Below are 26,152 nucleotides of genomic sequence, written 5' to 3'. Positions count from 1 at the left end.
TCAGACGAAATCCAGCGGCAGCGCCGTCACTTCCTTGATCTCCTCCATCACGAAGCTCGCAGACACATCCTGCATCTCGATGCGGGCGGTGAGCTTCTTGTAGAGCCGGTCATAGGCCGCGACATTCGGCACGCGGGCGTGCAGCACATAGTCGATCTCGCCGGCCGTACGGTAGGCGCCGATGATCTCCGGAATGTCCTGCACGGTGCGATGAAACCGCTCGGCCCAGTCGGCTTCGTGGCGACTGGTGCGCACCGCGATGAACACGGTCAGTTCGAGGTTCAGCTTGACCGGATCGGCGAGCGCGACGCGCGCCTTGATGAAGCCGTCGTCCTCCAGCCGCTTCAGCCGGCGCCAGCACGCATTGCGCGACAGGTTGACCTTGGCTGCCAGCTCCTCGATCGACGGGCTGGAGTCCTGCTGAATCAGCCGGAGGATGGACTTATCGTAGCTGTCGAGCGGTGAGGCTTGAGAGGACATCCCAATAAAATATCATTCGGCGTGAATTTGTCCACACAGCAGAACGCTCGCGACTCCAGATTGGGACATCATCCCGCAAAGGGCGAGTTATCGTTACCAAAGCGTCACATCAGCCTGGAGCCCCCCTCATGTTCGAGCGCCTGCGCAAAGCCTTCATGGCTCATCCCGAGAGCGTCAACGAGAGCTATTTCGAGCATTTCCGCGCGGCCATGGGCTATGCCGGCACGTTCGCCTTCTGCGCGTTCTGCGCCTTCGTCCACGCCTTCCTGCCCTTCCTGTTCGAGAAGACGGCCTCCACCATCGTCAAGAAGATGGTCGCCGACATGAACGCCCGGATGAACGCGCCGCAGGGCAAGGTCGAGGCTGCGATCCAGCCCGCCGAGTAAAGCCGGCATGTGCCGATGGATGGCCTATTCGGGCGAGCCCGCCTTTGTCGACGAGCTCCTGTTCCAGCCCTGCCACTCGCTGATCGAGCAGAGCCGGCACGCCCATGAGGCCAAGACCGGCGTCAATGCCGACGGGTTCGGCGTCGGTTGGTATGGCGAGCGCGACGTGCCCGGCGTGTTCCGCGACATCATGCCGGCCTGGTCGGACGAGAACCTCAGGGCGCTCGCCCATCAGGTGAAGACGCGGATGTTCCTCGCCCATGTCAGGGCCTCCACCGGCTCCGCCACGAGCCGGGTCAACTGCCATCCGTTTTCCGGCGGCCGCTGGCTGTTTGTCCACAATGGCCAGATCGGCGATTTCGCGCGGGTGCGGCGGACGCTTGAGGCGACGATCCCCGACCATCTCTATGCCGAGCGCCATGGCGCAACCGATTCCGAGCTGATCTTCCTGATGATGCGGGCGAACGGCCTTGAGGACGACCCCATTGGCGCCACGCGCGCGACGCTGTCGACCGTGCTTGCCGCCATGAAGGCGGGCAGCGCCAACGCGCCCCTGAAATTCACCGCCTGTTTCACCGATGGTCAGACCATCTATGCCTGCCGGTTCTCCTCCGACGACCGGCCGCCGACGCTCTATTGCGGGCGCACCGCCAAGGGCTGGCTGGTGGTGTCGGAACCGATCGACACCGAAGGCGGGCGCTGGAACGCGGTGCCGCCGAACCATTGGGTGACGGTGACGCCCGAAGGGCCATATGTGGAGCCATTCTCGGTCCACTAAGCCGAGGGGCCGTCTCACCTCCCCAAAAGCTCGTCTGATGGGGCTGCTCCCGTTCGTCACACCCGGCGAGGCCAAAGGCCGAGGGAAGGGGGCCCAGGGGCCATTGGTCAGGACATGGGGCTCCTGGATCCCCTTCCCTCGCCGTTGCACGGCTCGCCGGGGATGACGGTTGGGCCGCCGGGCGGAGCACGACGCTCCTGTGGAGCAGCCATCGCGCCGCTGCCCCTAGGCAAGCGCAACGCGGCTGCTAACAATGCGCTCCCCGCATGCCCTGCCGAGCATTGAGCCATGTCCGATCCTATCCTTGTCGAAGTCACCCGCGGCCCGGCTGTCGAGAGCGTCCATCGCGGCGCGGCGATCGTGACCGACGGCGATGGTCGGGTGGTCTGGTCGATCGGCGAGGATCGGCCAGTCTATCCCCGCTCGGCGATCAAGGCACTGCAGGCCCTGCCGCTGGTGGAAAGCGGGGCTGCCGATCGCTACGCCTTCGGCAATGCCGAACTGGCGCTCGCCTGTTCCTCCCATTCGGGCGAGGCCCGCCACGCCGCGACCTCGGCCGGCATGCTGGCGAAAGCCGGGCGTGATGTCGCAACGCTTGAATGCGGCGCGCACTGGCCGTCGGGTGCTGCCGCAACGCAGGAGCTTGCGCGCTCCGGCGGCGCACCATCGGCGCTTCACAACAATTGCTCGGGCAAACATGCGGGCTTCGTCTGCTTGGCTTGCGCCAACGACATCGACCCCAGGGGCTATGTCGGTATCGACCACAAGGTGCAGCGGTACGTCGCCGAAGCCGTCGGCGAGGTGACCGGCCACAAGCTCGATGCGGCGACCGCCATCGGCACGGATGGCTGCTCGATCCCGACCTATGCTATTCCGCTGTCCAGGCTCTCCCACGGCTTCGCGAAGCTCGCCACCGGCCATGGCGTCGGGCCGGAGCGCGCCAAGGCGATGGCCAGGCTGCGCGCGGCGTGCGCCGCAGAGCCCTTCATGGTGGCCGGCACCGGACGGTTCTGCACCCGCGCGATGGAGCTGTTCGGCCCGCGCGTCTTCGTCAAGACCGGCGCCGAGGGCGTGTTCTGCGCGGCCTTCCCGGACCAGGGTCTCGGCGTCGCGATCAAGTGCAATGACGGCGCGAGCCGGGCCGCCGAAGTCATCATGGCGTCGCTGATCCGGCGTTTCGTGCCGATGAGCGAGAGCGAGGCAGCCGCGTTCAAGGCCCTGGCCGAACCGTCACTGGTGAACTGGAACGGCATCGTGGTCGGCGGGCTGAAACCTGCCGGAGCGCTGCTCCAATGAGCTGCGGAAGGCCTTTTCTGCCGCATTTTTCGACAGTCTGTGCAGTGCCCAAGCAGTTTGCAGAAATTCCAATTTTCCCTCTTGCCAGCGCCTAGAGAGAAGGTATCGTTCGTTTACGAATGATCTCCCGCGATGAAACGACGGGAGGCGTCCAGAGGCTGAACAGCGGTTCTCCGCCCCCGTGTCCTGAAGGAGGTTGCTCCATGACCAAGTTGAACCTGTCCCGCCGCAGCGTCGTCGGCGGCCTTGCCGCAACCGGCGTGGCGCTGACGTCGAAGAGCGGCGCCGCCCAGGGCGCGCCCGTCAAAGTGGGCGAACTCAATTCCTATTCGCGCATGGCGGCCTTCGCCGTGCCCTATCGCAACGGCATGCAGCTTGCCGTGGAAGAGATCAACAAGGCCGGCGGCCTTGTCGGCCTCGGCGGCCGGCCGCTGGAAATCGTGTTCCGCGACGACGGCTCGACGCCGGGCGACGCGGTCCGGGTCGCAGAAGAGCTGATGACCCGCGAGAACGTCTCGTTCATCGCCGGCGCCTTCCTGTCGAATGTCGGCCTGGCGCTGGCCGACTTCGCCAACCAGAAGAAGGTGCTCTATCTCGCCACCGAGCCGCTGACCGACGCGCTCACCATGGGCAGCGGCAATCCCTACACGTTCCGCGTCCGCCCCGGCACCTACATGCAGACCAAGATGCTGGTCGATGCCGCCAAGGCCAAGGGCGTGAAGCGCTGGGCCGTGGTCGCGCCGAACTACGAGTATGGCCAGTCGGCGGTCGCGGCCTTCAAGCGCCTGATGGGCGAGGCGGTTCCGGGCTTCGAAGTGGTGGCCGAGCAGTTCCCGGCTCTTGGCCGCGTCGATGCCGGCGCAACCGTCGGCGCTCTGGCCCAAAGCCGGCCTGACGGCATCTTCAACGTGCTGTTTGGCGCCGACCTCACCGCCTTCGTGCGCGAGGGCAACACGCGCGGCCTGTTCGAGCGTCGCACCGTGGTGAGCCTGCTCACCGGCGAGCCGGAATATCTCTTGCCGCTCGGCGACGAGACCCCCGCCGGCTGGATCGTTACCGGCTATCCGCCGGAGCAGATCACCACCCATGGCCATCCGGCCTTCGTCGCCGCCTACAAGGCGAAGTTCAACGACAGCCCGCGCCTTGGTTCGGTGCTCGGCTATGTCGTGCCGTTCATGATCCGCGACATGTTCAACAAGGCGAAGTCGACCGAAACGGCTGCGATGATCGAGGCCTTCAAGGGTCTGACGACGCAGACCATCTGCGGACCGGTGACCATGCGGGCGATCGACCAGCAGTCGACGCTCGGCGCCTGGGTCGGCGAGACCACCCTGCAGGGCAAGCTGCCGACCATGAAGAACTTCCGCTACGTGGACGGTGCCGAGGTGATGATCCCCGAGGCCGAGGTGCGCGCCGCGCGCAAGATCTGAGGCCAATCAGATCGAAACGATACGCCCGGGACCTGCTCCCGGGCGGAAGATCCCCACCGGATCGCGGCATCGCCGTGACCCTGCTCTGATCGCTTGCGCCGAGAGTCGCCCCCGATGGACCTCTCCTTCCTCGTCATCCAGGCCCTATCGGGATTGGCCAGCGCCTCGGCGCTGTTCGTCATCGCGTCCGGCCTGACCATCGTCTTCGGCGTGACCCGCATCGTCAATTTCGCCCATGGCTCGTTCTACATGCTCGGCGCCTACATGGCCGTGACGATCGTACCGTGGCTTCTGGAGTTCGACCGGTCGCCGGCCCTGTTCTTCCTCGGCGTCATCCTGTCGGCGATCGTGGTCGGCGTGCTGGGCGTGGTGATGGAGCTTGTCCTGCTGCGCCGCATCTACAAGGTGCCGGAGCTGTTCCAGCTTCTGGCAACCTTCGGCGTCGTGCTGATTGTCCAGGACGTGGTGCTGAAGATCTGGGGCCCGGTGGACATCACGGGGCCGCGCGCACCGGGCATGCGGCACGGCATCGAGATCCTCGGCCAGCGCTTTCCGGCCTATGAGATGTTCCTGATCGCCGTCGGCCCGGCAGTGCTCGGCATCCTCCTGCTGATCATGCACAAGACGCGCTTCGGCGTGCTCATCCGGGCGGCGACCCAGGACCGCGAGATGGTCGGCGCTCTCGGCGTCAACCAGGCCGTGCTGTTCACCGGCACGCTGTTCCTCGGCGCCTTCCTCGCCGGCCTCGGCGGCGCGCTGCAGATCCCGCGCCTGCCCGCCAATACGGGCATGGACCTCTCCATCATCACGGAAGCCTTCGTGGTCACCGTGATCGGCGGCATGGGCTCGGTGCCGGGCGCCTTCATCGCCGCCCTGATCATCAAGATGCTGGAAGCCTTCGGCATCCTGATCTTCCCCAAGATCACCCTGGTTCTGGTGTTCCTGCTGATGGCGGTAGTCCTGGTGGTGAAGCCCTGGGGCCTGATGGGCAAGCCGGACGCGACCGCCAATCGCGCCATCCTTCCGGAGGGCATCCTCAACCTGAAGCCCTTCGCCCGGACGGAGTGGATCATCAGCGCCCTGGTTGTGCTGGCCCTGCTCGCCATTCCGCTTGTCGGCGATGCCTACAAGGTCAAGGTCGGCATCGAGATTCTGGTCTTCGCGCTTGCCGCCTTCTCGCTCAACTTCCTGATCGGCAATGGCGGGCTCGTTTCGTTCGGCCATGCCGCCTATTTCGGCGTCGGCGCCTATGCGGCGGGGCTCCTGGTCACCGGGCCGCTGAAGCTGCCGATGGAGGTGGCGCTGATCGCCGCCCCGATAGCGGCAGGTCTTGCAGCCGCCCTGTTCGGCTATTTCATCGTGCGGCTCTCGGGCATCTATCTCGCCATGCTGACACTCGCCTTCGCCCAGATCACCTATGCGGTGTTCTTCCAGTGGGTGGAGGTCACCGGCGGCGACAATGGCGTGGTCGGCGTCTGGCCGTCGGCCTGGGCGTCGAGCCGGCAGGTCTATTTCTACGTCGTGGCCGTGCTGTCGCTGGCCGCGATCTTCGCGCTGCGCCACGTCGTCTATGCCCCCTTCGGCTATACGCTGAGGGCAGCCCGCGATAGCGCGACCAGAGCCGATTCCATCGGCATCGATGTGCGCACCCATCGCTGGCTCGGCTTCATCCTGGCCGGCGCTGCGGCGGGCCTTGCCGGCGGCCTCTATGCCTTTTCCAAGGGGTCGATCGATCCGACCATGATCTCGATCTCCATGTCGATCGACTTCCTGGTGATGATCCTGACCGGCGGCATCCAGACCGTGATGGGCCCGCTGGTGGGGGCGGCCTTCTTCCATTCGGTGAAGGACTTCTTCATGCCGCTGACCGATTTCTGGCGGTTTTTCCTCGGCGCCTCCATCATCGCCATGGTGCTGATCTTCCCGCGCGGTCTTGTCGGCGCGGTGCAGACCGCCCGCGAGCGCTTCGCCGGGAGGGCCGCATCATGACGCTGCTCCTGGTCGACAATCTGCAGAAGCGCTTCGGCGGTGTGACGGCGGCCAAGAACGTGTCGTTCCAGCTGGCGCCCGGTGAACTGCTCGCTATCATCGGCCCGAACGGTGCCGGCAAGTCGACGACCTTCAACATGGTCGGCGGCCAGCTGAAGCCCGATCTCGGCCGCGTGGTGCTCGACGGCGAGGACGTGACGGGCCAGCCGCCGCGCATGGTCTGGCGCAAGGGCGTGGGGCGGACCTTCCAGATCGCCCAGACGTTCGTCTCGATGAGCGTCGCCGAGAATGTCCAGATGGCGCTGATCTCGCATCGGAACGAGACGCGCTCGCTGACCGCCAATGCCCACAGCCTCCACCGCGACGAGGCGATCGGCTTTCTCGACCGCGTCGGCATGGCCGACATGGCGGAACGGCCGGTGTCGGAGCTCGCCTATGGCGACGTGAAGCGGGTGGAACTGGCAATTGCGCTCGCCTCCAATCCGAAGCTGCTGCTGATGGACGAGCCGACCGCCGGCATGGCGCCGAAGGAACGCGCCCAGCTGATGGAGCTGACGGCCAGCATCGCCCGCAAGCACAAGATCGGCGTCCTGTTCACCGAGCACGACATGGACGCGGTCTTCGCCCATTCCGACCGGATCCTGGTGCTGGTGCGCGGCGAGATCATCGCCGAGGGCACGCCCGACGAGGTCCGGTCGAACGCGCAGGTGAAGCAGGTCTATCTCGGCGAAACCGGCGTGCAGGCGGCGCTCAAGGCGCGGCGCGCGACAGTGGGAGCCGCGTGATGACCACCTCCCGTACGCTTCTCGACGTCCAGAACGTTTCGGCCGCCTATGGCCGCGCTCAGGTGCTGTTCGGCGTCGATCTTTCGCTCCGCTCCGGCGAGGTCGTGGCGCTGATGGGCCGCAATGGTGCCGGCAAGACCACGACGCTGAAGGCCATCATGGGCCTCATTCCCTCCGAGGGACGGATCACCTTCGAGGGTGAGATGATCACCGGGCAGCAGCCCTACCGGATCGCGCGCCTTGGCCTCGGCTATGTGCCCGAGGAGCGGCGCATCTTCACCGACCTCACCGTCTACGAGAACCTGGAAGTCGGGCGGAAGGCGGCGGGCAGCACCGCCAATGCCTGGACGCCGGAGCGGCTTTTCGCGATCTTCCCCAATCTCGCCGAGATGAAGGGCCGCAGAGCTTCCGCCATGTCGGGCGGCGAGCAGCAGATGCTGACGATCGCCCGCACCTTGATGGGCAATCCGCATGCGGTGCTACTGGACGAGCCCTCGGAGGGCCTTGCGCCCGTCATCGTCGAGCAGATGGCCGATGCCGTGCTCGCCATGAAGGCCGAGGGCATCGCCGTGCTGCTCTCCGAACAGAACCTATACTTCGCCTCCGCCGTGTCGGACCGCGCCTATGTCATCGAGAAGGGCGCGATCCGGTACGAGGGAACGACGGCTGATCTCGAAGCCAATGACGAGATCCGCGAAGCCTATCTGAGCATGTGAGTGCATGAGCCCCACATGGGGAAGAGGCCGTCGCTGCGTCGACTGGGATGATCCGTCATCCCCGGCGAGGGAAGGGGATCCAAGGGCCACGAAGTCGGGACAAACGACTCCTGGACCCCCTTCCCTCGCCCTTCGGGCTCGCCGGGGGTGACCAATGACAGAAATCGCCCCCCGGGGCGGTGGATGGACGAAGCAAAATTGAACCTTGGCATGTCGCCAACGTTCGTAGACGAATGACGAGGCAGACCGTGAGGCGAGTAGCCGGCATCGACGTGGGCGGGACCTTCACCGACCTTCTCCTGACCGAGACGGAGGGTGGCCGGGTCACCGTGCGCCTGGCCAAGGTGCCGACCAGCGCCGCCAACCAGGCGCTCGGCGTCGTCCAGGCCATCGAGGCGGCGGGCGCCTCGCCCGCCGATCTCGACCTGATCATCCATGGCACGACCGCCACCACCAATGCGGTGCTGGAACGCAAGGTGGCCAAGGTCGGCCTGATCACCACCGACGGGTTCCGCGACATTCTCGAGCTTGGCCGGCGCACCCGCCCCGCCGCCTATGGCATGATCGGTACGTTCGACCCGCTGATCCCGCGCGAGCTCCGCCGCGAGGTGCCCGAGCGGCTGAACGCCCACGGCGAAGTGGTGATCCCGCTCGACGAGGCCGCGGTGGCCCGCGAGACCAAGGCGCTGATCGAAGCCGGTTGCGAGGCGATCGTCGTTCATTTCCTGCACGCCTATGCCAATCCGGCCCACGAGAAGCGCGCCGGCGAGATCGTCCGCTCCCTCTGGCCGAACCCCTATGTGACGCTTGGCCACGAGCTTCTCTCGGAGTTCCGCGAATATGAGCGCGGCACCACGGCGAGCGTGAACGCCGCCGTGCAGCCGATCCTCGACCGCTATGTCCAGCGGCTGCAGGCCGATCTCTCGGCCAAGGGCTTTGCCCACGACCTCCTGGTGATGAACGGCAATGGCGGCACGGTGCCGGCCTCGGTGGTGGCCCTTGAAGCGGCCAAGACCGTCATGTCGGGCCCGGCTTCCGGCGTGATGGCGGCAGCCGCCACGCTCGCACAGTCCGGCCTCACCAACGCGATCACCTATGACATGGGCGGCACATCCACCGACGTCGCACTGATCCATGGCGGCGTGCCGGAAGTCTCGGCCGAACTGACAATTGCCTATGGCCTGCCGATCCATTTGCCCATGGTGGATGTGCGCACGGTCGGCGCCGGCGGCGGCTCGATCGCCTCGGTCAACAAGGCCGGCATGTTGCAGGTTGGCCCCCATTCGGCGGGCTCGGAGCCGGGTCCGATCGGGTTTGGGCGCGGCGGCACGAAGCCGACCATCACGGATGCCAATCTGGTGCTCGGCCGGCTCGATCCGGAACGGCTGACCGCCGTCAATGCCAAGGTCTCGATGGAGGCGATCCGCCAGGCCTTTGCCCGCGACATCGCCGATCCGCTCGGCATGAGCGTGGAGGAAGCCGCCGCCGCCGTGATCCGGCTCGGCAATGTCCACATGTCCGGCGCGGTGCGCATGGTGTCGCTCTCCAAGGGCTATGACCCCCGCGATTTCGTGCTGTTCGCCTTTGGCGGCGCAGGTCCCCTCCATGCGGTAGCGCTCGCCCGCGAGCTCGGAATTCCCGAGGTGCTGGTGCCGGCGCGGCCGGGCCTCACCAATGCGCTGGGCTGCCTCGTCGCCGATCTCCGGCAGGACCGGGTGAACACGGTCAACAAGCCGCTCGACCAGGTCGACATGGCCGAGGTTCACCGGCTGATGGCGGCTCAAGGCCAGAGCGCGCTGGAGACGGTGGAGAAGGAGAAGGCCGAGATCGAGGAGATCGTGGTGATGCATGGCGCGGACATGCAGTTCCGTGGCCAGACCCATCTCATCCGGGTCCCGCTCGCCAGCGCCGATGTCAGCCGCGAGGCGATCCAGGCAGCCTTCGAGGCGGCCTATTTCAAGCGTTTCCAGGTGCGCCTGCCGGAAATCCGCGCGGTGCTGGTCAATCTGGTGACCAGCGTGATCGGGCGGCGGAAGAGCTTCCCGCTCTCAGCACTGATCGACGGCGCGGCCCGTGCGGCAACGGCGGAAGAGGCGGTGATCGGCACGCGCCAGCTCTATGCCGACGGCGCCTGGCATGAGGCCAAGGTCTATTCCCGCGACCGCCTGCCGATCGGCGGCAGCGTCTCTGGCCCCGCCGCCATCCAGCAGATCGACGCCACCACGATCATCGAGCCCGGCACGGTCGCGACCGTCGACGCCATCGGCAATCTGAGGGTGAAGGTATGAGCACGAAACCCATTGACGCGCTGACCCTTGCCGTCATCCAGGCCGGCCTCCAGCAGGTCTGCAACGAGATGGACATCGCCTTCTCGCGCTCGGCCTTCTCGCCGGTGATCGCGGAAGCCGATGACCGCGCCGACGGCATCTATGACCGCGATACCGGCGCGCTGATCAGCCAGGGCGAGTTCGGCCTGCCGGTCTTTGTCGGCGTCATGCAGTATTCGACGAAAGAGATCATCCGGCTGATCCGCGAGGGCAAGGCCGGCAAGCCCGAGCCCGGCGATATCTACATCGTCAACGACCCCTATCTCGGCGGCACGCACCTCATGGACGTGCGCTTCGCCAAGCCCGTCTTCATCGAGGGCGAGCTGTTCTGCTGGCTGCAGAATACCGGCCACTGGCCCGATATCGGCGGCATGGTGCCGGGCGGCTTCTCGGCCCATGCGACCGAGGTGGAGCAGGAGGGCCTGCGCCTGCCACCGGTGAAGCTGTTCAAGAAGGGCGAGATGGATCCCGAGATCTTCGCGATCATCTCGTCGAACATCCGCATTGCCGAACAGCGGATCGGCGACATCAAGGCCCAGGCCGCCGCCCTGCTGGTTGGCGAGAGCCGGCTCATGGAGATGGTCGCGCGCTATGGCCGCGAGACACTGGACGAGGCGATCGTCCAGATCCGCGCCCGCTCGGCCGACCGGATGCGGGCGGAAATCCGCCAGATCCCGGACGGGACCTATGCAAGCGTGGCCTATGTCGATTCCGACGGTGTCGTGAACGAGCCGCTGAAGATCGCGCTCGCCGTGACCAAGGCCGGCGACACGCTGACCTTCGATTTTGCGGGATCATCGCCGCCCTGCCAGGGGCCGATGAACTCGGTGATCGCCACCACGCTGTCGGCGGTCTATCTCGGCGTGAAGCACATCTTCCCCGACGTGCCGATCAATTCGGGCGCCTTCGAGCCGCTGATCGTCAATCGTCCGGTCGGCACTTTCCTGGATGCTCAATATCCGAAGCCGGTCTCGGGCTGCGCGGCGGAAGTGTCACAGCGCATCGCGGAAGCGGTGTTCCTGGCCCTCGTCCAGGCGATCCCGGACAAGGTGACGGCCGCGCCCGCCGGCACGTCCGGCAATTTCGCGCTGGGCGGTTTCGACCCGGCCAAGAACGCCGGCTACGTCATGTACAAGATCACGGGCGGTGGCTATGGCGGCAATGTCGCGACCGACGGCCTGACCAATGGCTGCTCGACCATCGGGATCTCCAAGACCGCGCCCATAGAGGTGATGGAGCAATATTACCCGGTTCTGTTCCGACGCTTCTCGCTGCACGAGGGCTCGGGCGGCGCCGGCGAAAAGCGCGGCGGCTTCGGCGTCCATTACGACATGGAATTGCTACGCGGCGAGGCGCGCGCCTCCTTCGTGATGGATCACGGCCGCTTCGGCCCGCCGGGCGTGCTGGGTGGCCAGGACGGCGCGCCGAACCAGGTGATGATCCATCGGAACGGCACGACGACGATCCCGGAACATCTCTCCAAGGACCAGGGCATCCTGATCCGCAAGGGCGACCGCGTGGAGGTGAAGACGCCGGGTGGTGGCGGCTATGGCGATCCGGCCAGGCGCGATCCCGCCGCCATCAGCCGCGACGTGGCGCGCGGCTATTACACGGCCGAGGAAGCCGGGCGGCTGTGGGGATGGAGGGCGTGATGACGGCCTATTTCCGACCGAAGACGCTGGCCGAGGCGCTGGAAATCCGGGCGAACCATGACGTGATGCCGCTTGCCGGTGGTACCGATGTCTATCCGGTGCGCACGGCCAAGCGCGCCTGGGGCGACCCGACCCACAAGGACGTACTGGATCTCTCCGCCGTGCCGGGCCTGCGTGGCATCGAGCAGACGGCGACCGGCGTCCGCTTCGGTGCGCTCACCACCTGGACCGATCTCATCCGGGCCGATCTGCCTCCGTTGTTCGATGGCTATGCACAAGCCGCCCGCGCGGTTGGCGGCGTGCAGGTGCAGAATTCCGGCACTCTGGCCGGCAATCTCGTCACGGCCTCGCCAGCCGGCGACGGCATCCCGAACCTGATGGCGCTGGATGCCGAGATCGAGCTTGCGAGCCTTGCCGGTACGCGCACGCTGCCCATCTCCGAATTCATCACCGGCTATCGCAAGACGGCGCTCCGCCCCGACGAGATCGTCACGGCGATATTGATCCCCTCGGTCGACGGCGCACGGTCCCAATTCCTGAAGCTCGGCGCCCGGGCCTATCTGGTCATCTCCATCGCAATGGTGGCAGGCGTGGTCGCAACCGATGCGGCCGGCCACATCACGACCGTGCGCATCGCGGTTGGCGCCTGTTCGGCGGTGGCCGAACGGCTGGGACGGCTGGAAAGCGAACTGATCGGCGTGCCGCTGGCCGACGCTGCCGGCCATGTGGAAGCGCGCCACCTCGCCACGCTCTCCCCGATTGACGATGTCCGAGCCACCGGCGCCTACCGTCTTGGCGCAGCGACCACGCTCGTCCGCGATCTCCTGACCGACCTCGCCGCAACCTCAAGCCGGAGGGCCGCCTGATGAGCCAGGCCATCGTTCTTCGCGTCAACGGCTCTGACCGCGCCGTCACCGCCGATCCCTTCGCCTCGCTCGCCGATACGCTGCGCGAGGGCCTGGGGCTCATCGGCACCAAGATCGGCTGCGATGCCGGCGATTGCGGCGCCTGCACCGTGCTGGTGGATGGCGAGCAGGTCTGCTCCTGTCTCGTCTCGACGGCCCAGGCCGAGGGCCATGACATCCTGACGATCGAGGGCGCGGACCCGATCGTCGATCGCCTCAAGCAGGCCTTTCTGGCCCATGGCGCGGCCCAGTGCGGCATCTGCACGCCGGGCATGATCATGGCGGCAGCCGATCTCCTGAAGCACACGCCCTCCCCCGACACCCAGGCGATCGAGGACGCGCTCGGTGGCGTGCTCTGCCGGTGCACCGGCTATATCAAGATCATCGAGGCGGTGGCCGATGTGGCGCGTGGCGCAAACATCCTGCCCGCCCCCGTCGCCGAAGCCGGCCAGGCGGTGGGCGCCCGCATCGCGCGCGTCGATGGCCTGGCGAAGGTCTCCGGCACGGACCGTTTCGGCGCGGACTTCGCGCCCGAGGGTGCCCTCTGGCTGCGCGCCGTGCGCTCGCCCCATGCCCGCGCCGGCTTCACGCTCGGCGACATCAAGGCCTTCAAGGCCGGCCATCCCGGCATCGAGGCGGTGCTGACGGCCGCCGATGTGCCCGGCGCCAATAGTTTCGGCATCTTCCCGCATCTGAAGGACCAGCCGGTCTTCGCGCCGGGCTTCGCGCGTTATCGCGGCGAATGCGTGCTGGCGCTGGTCGGCACCCGCGAGGCGGTGGAGGCGGTGCGCGTCGCCGAACTGCCGATCGCCTGGGACATCGAAGAGGCGCTGATCGGCGTCGAGGCAGCGCTGGAACCGGGCGCGTATGCGCTCCATCCGACCATCCCCGACAATGTGCTGAGCCGCGGCAATCTCAAGACCGGCGATGTCGAGGCCGGCCATCGTGCCGGCGCTGCCACCGCCACCGGCGAGTTCCGCACCGGCTTTGTCGAACATGCCTATATTGAGCCGGAGGCCGGCTATGCGCTGCGCGTCGGCAACCGCATCGAGGTGACGGCCTGCACGCAGGCGCCCGTCATGGACCAGGAAGAGGTCGCGCGCGTCATGGGGCTTGCCATGGCCGATGTGCGCATCGTGCCGACCGCCTGCGGGGGCGGCTTCGGCGGCAAGCTTGACGTCTCGGTGCAGCCGCTGCTCGCGGTCGCCGCCTGGGTCACGGGCAAGCCGGTGCGCGTCATCTATTCGCGCATCGAGAGCATGGCTTCCACCACCAAGCGGCACCCCTCGGCGATTTCCGCGCGCATGTCGGCAGATGCCGAGGGCCGGTTCACGGCCTATGAGATGACCGGCGATTTCAACACCGGCGCCTATGCGTCCTGGGGGCCAACGGTTGCCGGCCGCGTGCCGGTTCATGCGAGCGGCCCCTATCGCGTGCCGAACGTCCATAACCGGGTGCGGGCCATTCACACCAACGAGGTGCCGGCTGGCGCGTTTCGTGGCTTCGGCATCCCGCAGGCGGCGATTGCCGGCGAGACGCTGATCGATGATCTCGCGGAAAAGCTCCGGCTTGATCGCTGGACGATCCGGCGGCTCAACGCCATCGACCATGGCGATGCGACGCCCTGCGGCCAGGTGATCCATGCCTCAGCCGGCCTGCCGCAATGCCTCGATGCTGTGAAGGACGACTTCTTCCGCCTCGAGGCCGAGGCTGAGGCGCACAATGCCAAGGGCGGGCGCGTGGCCATGGGCGTCGGCATTGCCTGCATGTGGTACGGCTGCGGCAATACGTCGATGTCGAACCCGTCGCGCATGCGCATCACGCTCGGACGCGACGGCAAGCTGACGTTCTGGAATGGCGCCGCCGATATCGGCCAGGGCTCCTCCACCGTGCTGCTACAGATCGCCGCCGACGGGCTCGGCCTGCCGGTGACCGATTTCGACTTCGTCATCGGCGACACCGATCGCACCTATGATGCCGGCAAGACCTCGGCCTCGCGGCAGACCTTTGTCTCCGGCAATGCGTCCAAGCTTGCCGGCGAGGATCTCCGCGCCAAGATCCTGGCGCTTGCCAATGCCGGGCCGGGCGCGAAGCTGACGCTGAACGGCACGACGCTCTCTGTCGAAGATGGCGAGGCGAGCCGCACTCTCGATCTGGCGGCGCTCGCGGCCGACGACGTGGGTACCGTGCTGGCCGGCGAAGGCATGTACGATCCGCCGAGCACGGCGCTGGACGCCAATGGCCAGGGCATTCCCTATGCGACCTATGGCTTCGCGGCTCAGGTGGCGAGCGTCGAGGTCGATCGGATCCTCGGCACGGTGAAGGTGAAGACCATCGTCGCCGCCCACGATGTCGGCCGCGCGGTCAATCCGACGCTGACCGAGGGCCAGATCCATGGCGGCATCGCGCAGGGCCTGGGGCTGGCGCTGATGGAGGAATATCTCCCCGGCCGCACCGAGAACCTGCACGACTACTTGATCCCGACCGTCGGCGACATGCCGGAGATCGTGGTCAAGCTGATCGAAGATACCGAGCCCGAGGGCCCCTATGGCGCCAAGGGCGTCGGTGAGCCGGCGCTGGTGGCAACCCCGCCCGCGATCCTTGCCGCCATCCGCCACGCCACCGGCGTGCGGGTCACCCAGGTGCCGGTGCTGCCGCATCGGCTGTGGGAGGCCATGCAGGCGAAGGAGGCCGCGGAATGAGGGATGGTCTCATGTGTTCCGCGGACGGCGACCGATCCTTCGAGGCTCGCCATAGCATCGAGCGAACGCGAGATGCGTTCGCATCTCGCTATGGGCTCGCACCTCAGGATGAGGGACGGGAAGCAATCCGCCATTCAGGAGCCAGTGCCAATGACGCGGCTCAGATCGCGCTTCGTCCAGCCGAGGCCCATCCAATCCTCATCCTGAGGTGCGAGGCGACAGCCTCGCCTCGAAGGACCTCTTTCCTGCCGATCCACTCGACCGGAGGTCGCCATGACCGCCACTGACCATCTCTCTCTCGAGGCGCGCTCGAAGAAGTTCGGTGCCGCCGAAGGCGACGGCATCCTGCGCTGCGATGCCTGCCCGGTGCTCTGCCGCATCCGGCCGGGCCGCGCGGGGGCCTGTTCGCGCTATGCCAACGAGAACGGCCAGCTCATCCGCACCGATCCGGTCGTGCTCTTGGCCAAGGCGGTCGAGGACGGCGCGCCGCTGGTGGAATTCGGCAAGAACGAGTGGGACGGCCAGCTGCTGGCCCCTGACCGCACCTTCGTCACCGGCGTCGGCTCTGGGACCACCTATCCCGACTACAAACCCGCGCCGTTCATCGTCTCGGCCGAGCATGACGGCGTCGATACCGTCACCATCGTGACCGAAGGCATTTTCAGCTATTGCGGCGTCAAGGTGAAGATCGACACCGACCGCCATCTTGGCCCAGAGGCGGCGCCCATTCGGGTCAATGGCGAACAGGTCGGCCATGTGACGACCGCCGAATATGGCAGCCAGATGCTGTCGATCGGCGGCGTGCGCCACCTCACCGGCGGTTCGAAGAAGGAAGGCAACACCACCTGCGACACCATGCTGAAGCTGTGCGGTGGCGAGGCGGTGACCATGACCATCGATGGCGGTCATGAGGTGGTGGTGGCCGCGGGCCAGGCGCCGATCGTCGACGGCAAGCCGGAGAGCCGGATGCGCGTCGGCTGCGGATCGGCAACCGTCGGCATCTTCGCCAAGCAATGGCTCGGCCATGTCGACGAGGTGATCGTGGTCGATGACCACATCACCGGCGTGCTGACCGAGCATCAGGCCGGCCGCGTGCTGGACATGAAACAGGCCGGCATTCGCGTGCGGGGCCGCAAGTCGACGCCGGGCCGCTATTTCCAGGTGGCGAATCCCGGCATCGGCTGGGGCGGAACCGATATCGACGAGCCCCTGTCGATCATCCAGAAGATCGATCCGGCCGTGGCCTGGCCCGGCCTGCGCCTGCTGATGACCTCCACGACCGGCGAGCACTTCCTCTACTGCATCCTCGACGAGAACCTCGTGCCGGTACCGGCGCCGATCCCCGAGGCAGTGATGAAGGTGGTCGACCGGATCGGCGAGAATTGCGAGCCGTCGGTCTGTTCCGTGCTGTTCATGGCGGGCGCCGGCGGGTCGCTGCGTGCCGGCGTCACCGAGAACCCGGTCCTGCTGACCCGCTCCGTCGGGCGTGGCGAGACGCGCGTGACCATGGGCGGTGCGCCGGCCTTCCTCTGGCCCGGCGGCGGCATCACGATCATGGCGGATGTCACGCGCATGCCGAAGAACTCCTTCGGCTATGTGCCGACGCCGGCCATCGTCGCGCCCATCGAGTTCACCGTGCCGAAGGCGCTCTACGAGCAGCTCGGGGGCCATATGTCGGACGTCGTTTCCATCGCGGATGTGCTCCGCGAGGTGGCCCCATCCGCCCGCATCGACCGCTGGACCGACGGCAATCCCTGGCCGTTCGGCGAGGGCCGGGCATGAGCGCCACCAAGGCCCGCGCCAAGCGGCAGAGCCCGCCGCTGACCGTCGATCCCGCGGCGCTGAAGACCTATGTGCTGGAAGACCAGATCGGCTTCCTGATCCGTCGCGCCCACCAGCGCGCGAGTTCGATCTTCGATCAGGTGATGGACGGATTCGAGGTGACGCCGGTGCAATATTCCGTACTCGCCAAGCTGCATGATCTGGGCCCGACCTCGCAGAATCTGCTGGGGCGGCTGGTGGGGATCGATCCCGCGACCATGTTCGGCGTGGCCGGACGGCTGACCAAACGGGGCCTTGTTTCGCCCTCGGTCGATCCGACCGATGCCCGGCTGGTCCTGCTGTCGTTGACCGACGAGGGCCGCGGCGTGGCCGAGGCGATGAAGAGCCGGGGCTCGGAGGTGACGGCGAGAACCCTCGAGCCGATGACCGCCGAAGAGGCGCGGACACTGGTCGCCCTGCTGGCCAAGATCACCTGACATGTGGGAGGCCCCGACCACGCAATGGCTCGCCGGCGACCGGCTGCATCTGCAGCACGGGCCGATCGACCTCGTGATCAAGGCCTGGGGCGCGACGGCGGCCGTCAAGGAGGCCTATCACGCAGCCATTGCCCGGTTCCGCACCGTTCTGCCCGAACTCGCCGGAGAACTTACCGAATTGCGCAAGCCGATGAGCGAACGGCCGACGGTGGAGACGCCGGTGGGCTTGCGCATGATCAATGCCTGCCGGCCGCACCAGGGCGTTTTCCTGACCCCCATGGCGGCGGTCGCAGGCTCGGTGGCGGACGAGATCCTGGAGGTGCTGACCGAGGCCGCGCCGCTGGATCGCGCCTTCGTCAACAATGGCGGCGACATCGCCGTGTTCTTGACCGAAGGCGAAACGCTGGAGGTGGCGATGGCCGCCGATTTCTCACGCGGATCGGTCCCCGCGCTCAACGGGCAGGTATCGCTCCGCCACGGCGACGGCATCGGCGGCATCGCGACATCCGGCGCGCAGGGGCGGTCGTTCTCGCTTGGCATAGCCGACAGCGTCACTGTGCTCGCTCGCGATGCGGCCAGCGCCGATGCCTGCGCCAGCCTGATCGCCAATGCGGTCGATGTCGATCATCCAGCTGTCACGCGCCGCCCTGCCCGCGCGCTCGATCCCGACAGCGACCTCGGCGACCTCGCCGTGACGGTTGCTGTCGGCGACTTGTCGGCGGACGATATCCGCCAGGCGCTCGCCGCCGGCCGGGAGCGCGCGGAGCAGCTGCGGCTCCGCCGCCTCATCATCGATGCAGCCTTGAGCCTCAAGGGCCAGACTGTCACCGTCGGACACCACAGAAGCCTCGGGGAGAGACCGCAATGAACGTGGATGTGAGGAAGATCGTCGTCGGCGTGGAAGACGTGCGCCATGATGGCGGGCCGAAGCTCGACAAGCCGATCCTCAAGGGGTTCGTCGCGGCGATCGTCAAGAACCCCTTCGCCGGCCGCTATGTCGAGGACATCCAGGGCATGATGGATGCGCTGAAGCCGCTCGGTCTCGAATGCTCGACCACGCTCCTGAAGGCGATGGGCGGCGATCCGAAATCGATCGAAGGCTATGGCAAGGGTTCAGTGGTCGGCACGGCCGGCGAACTGGAACACGGCGCCCTCTGGCATGTGCCCGGCGGCTATGCGATGCGCGAACTGCTGGGTCAGGCGCTGTCCATCGTGCCGTCCATGACCAAGATCGGCACGGTCGGCACCATTCTCGACATCCCGCTGCACCACAAGGATGCGGCCTATGTCCGCAGCCATTTCGACGGCATCACCGCCTTCGTAGCCGACAGCCCCCGCCCGGACGAGATCATGTTCACGCTCGCCATGGCGACCGGTGGCCGGCCGCATCCGCGCATGGGCGGCCTGACGCAGGACCAGATCTCGAAGTGGGACGGGCAGCGGTAGAGGAGCCGTTGCCGAAAGTACGGAAATTCCGTATGATCCGGAGGCGGTCTTGCCGTTCAGTTTCGACTGGCATGACGACAAGGCCGCCTCGAACCTGATCAAGCATGGGATCAGTTTCGGGGAGGCGAGAAGCGTCTTTCTTGATCCGCTGCGGATCGACATTGATGCGTCCCGCGAGGAGGATGGCGAGCTGCGACGCAAGACGACTGGCCTTCTCGCCGGTAGATTGTTCAGCGTGGTCTATACCTTGCGAGATGACGTGCATTGGATCATCTCGGCTCGCCGAGCCAATCCGAAGGAAATCAGAACATATGTCCAAAGGTAGGTTCTTTCTCGACCCGAACAACCTGCCCGCGCTCGATCCTGACTTCGAGCGGCGCATGAACGCGTTGTCTCCGGAGCAGATCGAGCAGAACGCGCTTGACGATCCCGACAACCCGCCCTGGACCGAGGAGGAGCTCGACCGCGGCGTGGCCGGGCGAAAGGTCCGCCTGCTGCGTCAGTCGCTCGGCCTGAGCCAGCCTGAATTCGCCGAACGCTACCGGATCAATCTCGCCCGTCTCAGGGATATCGAGCAGGGCCGGACCATGCCCGACAGCGCCTTCCTGGCCTATATCACGGTCATCGAGACGGAACGCGAGGCGGTGGACCGGGCGCTCGCCTCGTGATCGTTATCGCCCTTGAACGGGCAGACAGCGCCGAGGCGCGCGCGCTGATCGCGGCAGCGGATGCCTTTGCGGCGACGCTCTACCCACCGGAACAGCGGCATGGATCGCTCGTCGACCGGCTGCTCGCCGACGATATCCGCTTCCTCGTGGCGCGCCACGAGGGCCGGGCGGTCGGCTGCGTCGCGCTGGCGATCGCCCCGCCACAGGGCGAGGTGAAGCGCCTGTTCGTGCACAGTACGGCACGTGGGCTCGGCGCGGGGCGTGCCCTGATGGAGGCTCTGGAGGCGGTTGCGCGTTCGGAATGCATCACGCTGGTCCAGTTGGAGACCGGTCCGCGCAATGCCGCAGCCCTCCAGCTCTATGCGGCCATGGGCTACAAGCCATGCGCAGCGTTCGGCAGCTATAGACCAAGCCCGGGCAGCGTCTTTATGGAGAAGACCCTCTTCTCCGAGTAAGCCCATGCCCGCCGCATCGCAGACCGATCTCTCCGGCCTTCTTGTCGTTTCCGTCGAACAGGCGGTGGCCGCGCCCTATGCAGCCTCCAGGCTGGCCGATGCGGGCGCCCGGGTCATCAAGATCGAGCGCGACGAGGGCGACTTCGCCCGCCGCTACGACCGGGCGGTGGATGGCGAGAGCGCCTATTTCGTCTGGCTCAACCGGGGCAAGGAATCGGTCGTCCTGGACCTCAAGGACGCGGCCGACCAGAAGGTTCTGGCGGCGATCATCGCCAAGGCCGATGTGTTCATCCAGAACCTCGCGCCCGGCGCGCTGGAGCGGATCGGCTTCGGCATGGAAGCGCTCCGGGCGAAGCACCCGCGCCTCATCACCTGCTCCATCTCGGGCTATGGCGAGGAAGGTCCGTGGAAGCACCTCAAGGCCTATGACCTCCTGGTGCAGGCGGAAGCAGGGCTCGCCGAGATCACTGGCGACGGCGAAAGCCGCGCGCGCGTCGGCGTGTCGGTCTGCGATATCGCTGCCGGCATGACGGCGTTCCAGGCGATCCTGCAGGCACTGATCGGTCGGTCGATCAATGGCCAGGGCCGCCATATCGCGGTGTCGCTCTATCACGCGCTCGCCGACTGGATGAACGTGCCCTATCTCCAATATGCCTATGGCGGCATCTATCCGACGCGCTCAGGCCTCAACCATCCGACCATCGCACCCTACGGCGCCTACCCCTGCGGCGACGGCAAGGCGATCCTGTTCTCGATCCAGAACGAGCGGGAATGGCTGTCGCTGTGCGAAAACGTGCTAGGCGACGGCGCGATCGCAACCGATCCGCGCTTCGTCTCGAACGTCAAGCGGGTGGAGAACCGCCCGGCGCTGGATCAGATCATCATCCAGGCTTTTGCGGGTGCCCCGCGCGAGGCGATCGTCGAGCGGCTGGAAAAGGCCAAGGTCGCCTATGGCCGCGTGTCGTCGCTGGACGACCTGAAGCAGCATCCGCAGAACCGCTACATGGATGTCGATACGCCCGCCGGCCGCAAGACGCTGCTGGCACCGGGCGCGATCCACGACAACCAGACGCCGGAACTGGGACCCGTGCCGGCGCTTGGCCAGCAGACCGCTGCCGTGAAGGCCGAGTTCGGCGGCTAGGACTTCAGCCCGCCGCCTGGGCTTCCCAGCCGCCGGCGCTCGACTTGGTGAACAGGATCGGCGTGGCGTTGCGACGCAACTCCGTGCCCAGGTCGACGCCGGTCAGCGCTGCGAGCACCAGCAGCACGCCGCCATGGGAAACCAGCAGCAAGTCGCCTTCCGGATCATCCTCGCGCGACAGCCAGCGCGACAGACCGGAGCCTGCGCGATGGACGAAGGTCGCAAGCGATTCGCAGGCCGGCGGATCATCGTTCCAGTCCAGGGTTCCGACCGGGGTTCCAGCCAGACCCAGATAGAGACGCTCCTGCAGAGCACCATCGGGCTCCGGCGTCAGGCCCATGCCATCGGTGACAATGGCCGCGGTGCGCCAGGCGCGCATCATCGGGCTCGCCGCGACATGGACGATGGACGCGAGCGCCAGGATCGAGGCAGCTTCTGCGGCCTGCGCCTCGCCAGCCGAATTCAGCGGCGTCTCGGGCGCCTGGTAAATGCCCTTGCGATTGCCCTCGGTCTCGCCGTGGCGCAGAAAAATGAAGCGCGACAGCCGAGGCCGGAAGGCAATCGTCCGCGAAAGATCGACAATGGCGTTGTAGCCGACGGTCGGTGCGACCTGGGTAGGAGTTCCGGTGGCCATCTGGCTCCCTGGGGCAGCAGCATGAAGTCGGGCGATGGCATGGCCGAGTGCGGCGCGACTGTCAAAGGGGCTGGCTGTTTCATCCACCGATGTCACGGGGACGCCCCTCTCGCCAAGGCCGACGCCATCCGCTAGCTAAGCGTCATGATGACCAAACCATCCCGTCCCTCCGTCCGCGATCGTGTCCGGCCAATCGAAGCTGGCGAGCGCGTGATGTCAGCGCATTTTCTCGGCCAAGAGGCAGTTCTCGCGCTCGTTTCCGGCGAGCTGATCGTGGCCGGCGAGACCGACCGGCGTGAAACTCTGCACGATGGCGGCATTCTGGATACGGCGAGCGATGGCCAGTCGATGGTGACCGGCGGCGACGACGGCAAGGTCGTCCTGTTCAATATCAAGGATGGCGCGCGCACGGTGCATGACAGCGGCGGCGCCTGGATCGACCGTGTGGCGATGGGACCTGGCGGCGGTCTTGCCTGGAGCGCCGGGCGCAAGGCCTTCGCGGTGGGCGGTCGAGGCCCGAAGGATCTCGCGGCGGTCAAATCGCTCGACGTCATCTCAGCGGTTGGCGGGCTCGCCTTCTTCCCGAAGGGGTTCCGGGTGGCCGTGGCCCACTATAATGGCGTCAGCCTCTGGTATCCGAATATCGAGGCGAAGCCCCAGTTCCTGGAATGGAAGGGCTCGCATCTCGGGGTCGCCGTCAGCCCTGACCAGCGCTTCGTCGTCACCACGATGCAGGAGCCGCAATTGCACGGCTGGCGCCTGGAAGACGGCCAGCACATGCGCATGTCCGGCTATCCCGGCAAGGTGAAATCCTTCGGCTGGACCATGGGCGCGAAGTTCCTCGCGACGTCGGGGGCGACCGAGGCGATCCTCTGGCCCTTCTCATCCAAGAACGGCCCGATGGGCGCGCAACCGACCATGATCGCGCCGGGCGCCAAGGCCGGCGTGCGGGTGACCCAGGTGGCTGGCCATCCGTCGAGCCCGGTCTGCGCGGTCGGCTTTGCCGATGGGCTGATCCTGCTCGCCCGGATCGAGGACGGCGCGGAAATCCTGATGCGCGAGCCCGACGGTGACCCCGTCTCCGCCATGGCATGGCGCGCCGATGGCAAAGGTTTCGTGTACGGCACCGAGGGCGGCAAGGCGGGACTTGCCGCGCTTTAGGCCACGAGCCCGCTCGTTTCAGGGGCCCTCGAGGACCGCCTACTGGCCATGCCCGTCCGCGGGCTTCTGAGCGATGCCCAGCACGCGCTGATAGATGCGGCCGACCAGCAGCAGAACCAGGCCGAGCCCGATGAAGGACAGCGCCCGCCACAGGCCGGTGAGGTCCGACATGTCGACCAGGAACACTTTCAGCACGGTCAGTCCGACGAGGGCGGCCGAGGCCAGACGCAGCACCTTGCTGGCAAAAGCAGCACCGAGGCCCAGCAGGATCAGGCCAAGCACCAGCCAGGCCGCGGAATAGGCGTAGAGTTCGCCATCGCTGATCGAGCCTCGGCTGAGCACCGGCCCGCGGAACAGGGCGCCGATGACCGTGTTCAGCCAGAAGAAGACCAGACCGAGGCCCAGCACAGCCATGATCTTGGCTTCTGCATCACGGCCGGCACGCCGCTCCAGCAGAGCCGAGCCCAGAGCCAGGACACCGGCAAAGCCATAGCCGAGCAGCGCCCAGTTGAATATGGGGTGCGGACCGATCGAATAGCCGGACAGCCAGGGGTTCATCGCGAAGCCCATGACCGCGACAATCCATGCCCATGATGCATATCGCGCGAGCAGGGTGACGTTCTGCCAGAGTGCGCCGGGCCTGATCGAGGCGATGCGTGACAGGCCAAGTCCGAAGGCAAGAATGGTGACCGTGTGGGTCGCGGCCTCGCCGAAGCGCATCGGCGCATAGAACAGGCGATGGCCGTGCGCACCGAAGGCGTGGCGCGTCTCGACGATCACCAGCAGGGCCGCGAAGACCATGGCGAGGCCTTCGAGAACCTGGACGGGCGTGTCCTCGCCCCGCCTGCGGCGCAGCAGGAGGGCCGCGAAGGCCGCGGAAGCGGCGGGGACGCCATAGCCGGGCAGCAGCCAGTTGAGGATGACCATCTCGCCGACGCCAGCGCCGTTGATGGCCGGGTCCCAGAAAAGGCGCCCAAGGACGGCAAGGCCGGTGATGGCAGCCACCCAGCGCAGATGCGGCAAGGGCCTGAGGGTATAGACCCAGGCGATGCCGGCTATCATCGCCGACAGTGCCAGCGTCAACCAGGCCCGCTCGAGCAGCAGGGTCAGCGCGAAGGCGACAGCCGCCAAAGCGCCGATTGCATAGATGGCCGAAGCCGAGGCGAGGCCCGGGCGCGCACCGGAACGTAGGCGATGGGTGGCCTCCGTTGCAGCGCCGAAGGTCGCGGCCAGTACCATGGCGAGGGCTGCAAAGCGCGGCGAGATGATGAAGCCCTCGACCTTGCCATAGACGATGGCCAGCATGGCGAGCGGCACAAGAACGGAAGTCGTGACGAGGACCAGAACGGTGCGCGCCTGGACCTGGCGGCGATAAATCGCGGCGGCTGCGGCGCCGATCCCATAGACCAGCGCGAAGGCCAGGCCCGCCCAGACGATCCGTGCGAGCGAATCCGGGAATGCGTCGGGAATGGCCAGGGGATCGGTGATCGCCAGGGGGCGCCGGACGCCGGCTGCCATGGCCAGCACGATCAGGGTGGCGAACAGCCCGGTCGCAGGCACAGAGAAGACGACGGATGGCGTGCGCCAGGTCAGACCGATCATCGTCAGAGCAATGGCCCCGAACAGGACGAGCGGAAATGCCTCATGCCGGCTGTCGAGGACGGCGAGCATGGCGAGGCCGGCAAAGGCGACCAGCGCGCCGGTCGCGATCTTGGCAATGCCGCGGGGGTGGTCGGGAGTGAAGCGGATGCCCGGCACGAGGAATATGGCCGCGGTGGCAATGCCGAGGACAGCCTGGATCAGGGTTGGCAGCGCCGACCCGCGCGTGCCGATCATGGCGACCGTGCCGAGCACGGTGGCCGCGATGGTCGCGGCGACTGTGAGCCAGCGCCAGCCACGAATCCAGGCGAGCGTGTAGCAGGCCGCGGTGATAACCGAGGCATAGATCGGGAAGGCATAGGGGCTCGGTTGGTCGGTCGAGACCAGGAACGGCGCGCCGAAGGCGGCGACCAGTCCGATACCGCCGAGCAGCGGGCCGTGAAGGCCAGCCAGCACGAGCGCGCCAATGCCCACAGCTCCCAGCGCGAAGAAGGCGAAGGCCGGGCCGATGAAGCCATAGAGCGCATGAGCCGCCCAGATCGTGCCGAAAGCCGTGACGACGCCGGCACCGGTGATCGCCGAGGGAATATCGGCAGCCGGCAGCGTCGGCAGGCCCTTGTCGGCGGTGCGGAGCCATTCGCCCCCGGCCAGCAGTGCCATGGAGAAGATCGCGCCCAGCATGAGGCGGACACCGGGGCCGACCAGGCCCTGCTCGATCGAATAGCGCACGAGAAAGATGCCGCCGAGGCCAAGCGCCAGCGCGCCGACCCAGACCGACCATTTCGAGCCGATCATCTCTTCGAGCGACTGGGTGCGGGCAGGCTGCGGAATGAGGTTGGCCGGAGCGGGGGCAGGCTCCGACACGATCGGATCGATCGCTTCCAGCGGAGCCGACGTGGAAATGGCGGGAATGCCGCCACGCGACGGGCGCAACCCGGGATCGACCGGTTGCGGCTCCGCAACAGGCGGGGCTTCGGTGACGATCTGCGGCGGCTCGGGCGCGACATGGGACGCCACCGGTGCATCAGTCACCGGAGAGAGAGGCATGTCCGGGCTGACCGGCGCCTCTGGCGGCATGGCCACCGGCTGCCCGAGCGCCAGCGCCCTGCGGAGTGCCAGCACCTCGCCTTCGGCCTGGACCAGGCGTATTCCGACCGCGCCGATCTGACGGGTCAGATCGCTCGTGCGAATGAAGGCGATGATCGCCAGAACCGGCACGACCAGGATGAGGCCTGCGACGAGCAAGACGCCAAGGACGATTTCCATCAGGTGGCCTCCAGGGCCCAGGCACGATCAGCGAAAATGCAGGATCAACCGCAACAATCTGTGTGACAGGTCGCTAAT

The 26,152-nt window shown here is 66.8% G+C and carries 23 protein-coding genes; 20 read left to right on the top strand and 3 right to left on the bottom strand.

Features of this window, described 5'->3' with window-relative positions; all coding sequences use genetic code 11:
• Nucleotides 1–480 carry an Lrp/AsnC family transcriptional regulator gene (locus tag E8L99_RS12555; protein ID WP_137099858.1) on the bottom strand — a complete coding sequence of 160 codons (480 nt, stop codon included), beginning with the start codon at nt 478–480 and terminating at the stop codon, nt 1–3.
• A 128-nt stretch (nt 481–608) separates the two neighbouring features.
• On the opposite strand from E8L99_RS12555, the gene E8L99_RS12550 reads away from it, so the two are divergent.
• From E8L99_RS12550 to E8L99_RS12460, 19 genes are all read left to right on the top strand, one after another.
• Nucleotides 609–866, top strand: coding sequence for a DUF6356 family protein (locus tag E8L99_RS12550; protein WP_252511098.1), 258 nt, complete (start codon nt 609–611; stop codon nt 864–866).
• Nucleotides 867–873: 7 nt separating this feature from the next.
• Entirely contained in the window at nt 874–1,644 is a 771-nt protein-coding gene (locus E8L99_RS12545; RefSeq protein WP_137099857.1) for a class II glutamine amidotransferase, read from the top strand.
• Between the two features lie 288 nt (nt 1,645–1,932).
• Nucleotides 1,933–2,940 carry an asparaginase gene (locus E8L99_RS12540; protein WP_137099856.1) on the top strand — a complete coding sequence of 336 codons (1,008 nt, stop codon included), beginning with the start codon at nt 1,933–1,935 and terminating at the stop codon, nt 2,938–2,940.
• Nucleotides 2,941–3,143: 203 nt separating this feature from the next.
• Nucleotides 3,144–4,370, top strand: a complete 1,227-nt coding sequence (locus tag E8L99_RS12535) for an ABC transporter substrate-binding protein (protein WP_137099855.1) — start codon at nt 3,144–3,146, stop codon at nt 4,368–4,370.
• Between the two features lie 114 nt (nt 4,371–4,484).
• Nucleotides 4,485–6,359, top strand: a complete 1,875-nt coding sequence (locus tag E8L99_RS12530; RefSeq protein WP_137099854.1) for an ABC transporter permease — start codon at nt 4,485–4,487, stop codon at nt 6,357–6,359.
• Entirely contained in the window at nt 6,356–7,144 is a 789-nt protein-coding gene (locus E8L99_RS12525) for an ABC transporter ATP-binding protein (RefSeq protein ID WP_137099853.1), read from the top strand. Before E8L99_RS12530 ends, E8L99_RS12525 begins: the two co-directional genes overlap by 4 nt.
• Nucleotides 7,144–7,860, top strand: a complete 717-nt coding sequence (locus E8L99_RS12520; RefSeq protein ID WP_137099852.1) for an ABC transporter ATP-binding protein — start codon at nt 7,144–7,146, stop codon at nt 7,858–7,860. Before E8L99_RS12525 ends, E8L99_RS12520 begins: the two co-directional genes overlap by 1 nt.
• Before the next feature lie 248 nt (nt 7,861–8,108).
• Entirely contained in the window at nt 8,109–10,148 is a 2,040-nt protein-coding gene (locus E8L99_RS12515) for a hydantoinase/oxoprolinase family protein (RefSeq protein ID WP_391527446.1), read from the top strand.
• Nucleotides 10,145–11,839, top strand: coding sequence for a hydantoinase B/oxoprolinase family protein (locus E8L99_RS12510; RefSeq protein WP_137099850.1), 1,695 nt, complete (start codon nt 10,145–10,147; stop codon nt 11,837–11,839). The genes E8L99_RS12515 and E8L99_RS12510 overlap by 4 nt, the downstream gene beginning before the upstream one ends.
• Nucleotides 11,839–12,705 (top strand): FAD binding domain-containing protein, encoded by an 867-nt coding sequence (locus E8L99_RS12505; RefSeq protein ID WP_137099849.1) that lies wholly within the window; start codon nt 11,839–11,841, stop codon nt 12,703–12,705. The genes E8L99_RS12510 and E8L99_RS12505 overlap by 1 nt, the downstream gene beginning before the upstream one ends.
• The gene (locus tag E8L99_RS12500) at nt 12,705–15,446 is read left to right on the top strand and encodes a molybdopterin-dependent oxidoreductase (RefSeq protein WP_137099848.1); all 2,742 of its coding nucleotides are present in this window, start codon (nt 12,705–12,707) and stop codon (nt 15,444–15,446) included. Before E8L99_RS12505 ends, E8L99_RS12500 begins: the two co-directional genes overlap by 1 nt.
• 273 nt (nt 15,447–15,719) lie before the next feature.
• A complete protein-coding gene (locus E8L99_RS12495; RefSeq protein WP_137099847.1) occupies nt 15,720–17,228 on the top strand; it encodes a 6-hydroxynicotinate reductase in 1,509 nt (502 codons plus the stop codon).
• Nucleotides 17,225–17,704 (top strand): MarR family winged helix-turn-helix transcriptional regulator, encoded by a 480-nt coding sequence (locus tag E8L99_RS12490; RefSeq protein WP_137099846.1) that lies wholly within the window; start codon nt 17,225–17,227, stop codon nt 17,702–17,704. Before E8L99_RS12495 ends, E8L99_RS12490 begins: the two co-directional genes overlap by 4 nt.
• A 1-nt stretch (nt 17,705) precedes the next feature.
• On the top strand, nt 17,706–18,572 hold the full coding sequence (locus E8L99_RS12485; RefSeq protein ID WP_137099845.1) for a UPF0280 family protein: 867 nt from the start codon (nt 17,706–17,708) through the stop codon (nt 18,570–18,572).
• Nucleotides 18,569–19,150, top strand: coding sequence for an amino acid synthesis family protein (locus E8L99_RS12480; protein ID WP_137099844.1), 582 nt, complete (start codon nt 18,569–18,571; stop codon nt 19,148–19,150). Before E8L99_RS12485 ends, E8L99_RS12480 begins: the two co-directional genes overlap by 4 nt.
• Before the next feature lie 49 nt (nt 19,151–19,199).
• Nucleotides 19,200–19,475, top strand: coding sequence for a BrnT family toxin (locus E8L99_RS12475; protein ID WP_137099843.1), 276 nt, complete (start codon nt 19,200–19,202; stop codon nt 19,473–19,475).
• A complete protein-coding gene (locus E8L99_RS12470) occupies nt 19,462–19,818 on the top strand; it encodes a helix-turn-helix domain-containing protein (protein ID WP_168201660.1) in 357 nt (118 codons plus the stop codon). Before E8L99_RS12475 ends, E8L99_RS12470 begins: the two co-directional genes overlap by 14 nt.
• The gene (locus tag E8L99_RS12465; RefSeq protein ID WP_137099841.1) at nt 19,815–20,273 is read left to right on the top strand and encodes a GNAT family N-acetyltransferase; all 459 of its coding nucleotides are present in this window, start codon (nt 19,815–19,817) and stop codon (nt 20,271–20,273) included. The genes E8L99_RS12470 and E8L99_RS12465 overlap by 4 nt, the downstream gene beginning before the upstream one ends.
• A 4-nt stretch (nt 20,274–20,277) precedes the next feature.
• The gene (locus tag E8L99_RS12460; protein ID WP_137099840.1) at nt 20,278–21,414 is read left to right on the top strand and encodes a CaiB/BaiF CoA transferase family protein; all 1,137 of its coding nucleotides are present in this window, start codon (nt 20,278–20,280) and stop codon (nt 21,412–21,414) included.
• 4 nt (nt 21,415–21,418) lie between these two features.
• Here E8L99_RS12460 and E8L99_RS12455 read toward each other — a convergent pair whose 3' ends face one another.
• Complete coding sequence (locus E8L99_RS12455) at nt 21,419–22,048, bottom strand: histidine phosphatase family protein (protein WP_137099839.1); 630 nt, start codon at nt 22,046–22,048, stop codon at nt 21,419–21,421.
• Nucleotides 22,049–22,261: 213 nt separating this feature from the next.
• Here E8L99_RS12455 and E8L99_RS12450 point away from each other — a divergent pair, with 213 nt between their 5' ends.
• Nucleotides 22,262–23,209, top strand: coding sequence for a WD40 repeat domain-containing protein (locus E8L99_RS12450; protein ID WP_252511097.1), 948 nt, complete (start codon nt 22,262–22,264; stop codon nt 23,207–23,209).
• 39 nt (nt 23,210–23,248) lie between these two features.
• Here E8L99_RS12450 and E8L99_RS12445 read toward each other — a convergent pair whose 3' ends face one another.
• Nucleotides 23,249–26,074, bottom strand: coding sequence for a DUF2339 domain-containing protein (locus tag E8L99_RS12445; protein ID WP_137099837.1), 2,826 nt, complete (start codon nt 26,072–26,074; stop codon nt 23,249–23,251).
• Nucleotides 26,075–26,152: the final 78 nt, after the last annotated feature.

This window comes from Phreatobacter aquaticus (genome assembly GCF_005160265.1).
Lineage (GTDB): Bacteria > Pseudomonadota > Alphaproteobacteria > Rhizobiales > Phreatobacteraceae > Phreatobacter > Phreatobacter aquaticus.
The sequence above is the reverse complement of the archived record's forward strand: the minus strand, read 5'-3'. Positions and strand labels throughout refer to the sequence as shown.

Coding starts and splice junctions, on each gene's coding strand:
- E8L99_RS12555 (WP_137099858.1), bottom strand. CDS start 480: ATGTCCTCTCAAGCCTCACCGCTCGACAGCTACGATAAGTCCATCCTC.
- E8L99_RS12550 (WP_252511098.1), top strand. CDS start 609: ATGTTCGAGCGCCTGCGCAAAGCCTTCATGGCTCATCCCGAGAGCGTC.
- E8L99_RS12545 (WP_137099857.1), top strand. CDS start 874: ATGTGCCGATGGATGGCCTATTCGGGCGAGCCCGCCTTTGTCGACGAG.
- E8L99_RS12540 (WP_137099856.1), top strand. CDS start 1,933: ATGTCCGATCCTATCCTTGTCGAAGTCACCCGCGGCCCGGCTGTCGAG.
- E8L99_RS12535 (WP_137099855.1), top strand. CDS start 3,144: ATGACCAAGTTGAACCTGTCCCGCCGCAGCGTCGTCGGCGGCCTTGCC.
- E8L99_RS12530 (WP_137099854.1), top strand. CDS start 4,485: ATGGACCTCTCCTTCCTCGTCATCCAGGCCCTATCGGGATTGGCCAGC.
- E8L99_RS12525 (WP_137099853.1), top strand. CDS start 6,356: ATGACGCTGCTCCTGGTCGACAATCTGCAGAAGCGCTTCGGCGGTGTG.
- E8L99_RS12520 (WP_137099852.1), top strand. CDS start 7,144: ATGACCACCTCCCGTACGCTTCTCGACGTCCAGAACGTTTCGGCCGCC.
- E8L99_RS12510 (WP_137099850.1), top strand. CDS start 10,145: ATGAGCACGAAACCCATTGACGCGCTGACCCTTGCCGTCATCCAGGCC.
- E8L99_RS12505 (WP_137099849.1), top strand. CDS start 11,839: ATGACGGCCTATTTCCGACCGAAGACGCTGGCCGAGGCGCTGGAAATC.
- E8L99_RS12500 (WP_137099848.1), top strand. CDS start 12,705: ATGAGCCAGGCCATCGTTCTTCGCGTCAACGGCTCTGACCGCGCCGTC.
- E8L99_RS12495 (WP_137099847.1), top strand. CDS start 15,720: ATGACCGCCACTGACCATCTCTCTCTCGAGGCGCGCTCGAAGAAGTTC.
- E8L99_RS12490 (WP_137099846.1), top strand. CDS start 17,225: ATGAGCGCCACCAAGGCCCGCGCCAAGCGGCAGAGCCCGCCGCTGACC.
- E8L99_RS12485 (WP_137099845.1), top strand. CDS start 17,706: ATGTGGGAGGCCCCGACCACGCAATGGCTCGCCGGCGACCGGCTGCAT.
- E8L99_RS12480 (WP_137099844.1), top strand. CDS start 18,569: ATGAACGTGGATGTGAGGAAGATCGTCGTCGGCGTGGAAGACGTGCGC.
- E8L99_RS12470 (WP_168201660.1), top strand. CDS start 19,462: ATGTCCAAAGGTAGGTTCTTTCTCGACCCGAACAACCTGCCCGCGCTC.
- E8L99_RS12460 (WP_137099840.1), top strand. CDS start 20,278: ATGCCCGCCGCATCGCAGACCGATCTCTCCGGCCTTCTTGTCGTTTCC.
- E8L99_RS12455 (WP_137099839.1), bottom strand. CDS start 22,048: ATGGCCACCGGAACTCCTACCCAGGTCGCACCGACCGTCGGCTACAAC.
- E8L99_RS12450 (WP_252511097.1), top strand. CDS start 22,262: ATGTCAGCGCATTTTCTCGGCCAAGAGGCAGTTCTCGCGCTCGTTTCC.
- E8L99_RS12445 (WP_137099837.1), bottom strand. CDS start 26,074: ATGGAAATCGTCCTTGGCGTCTTGCTCGTCGCAGGCCTCATCCTGGTC.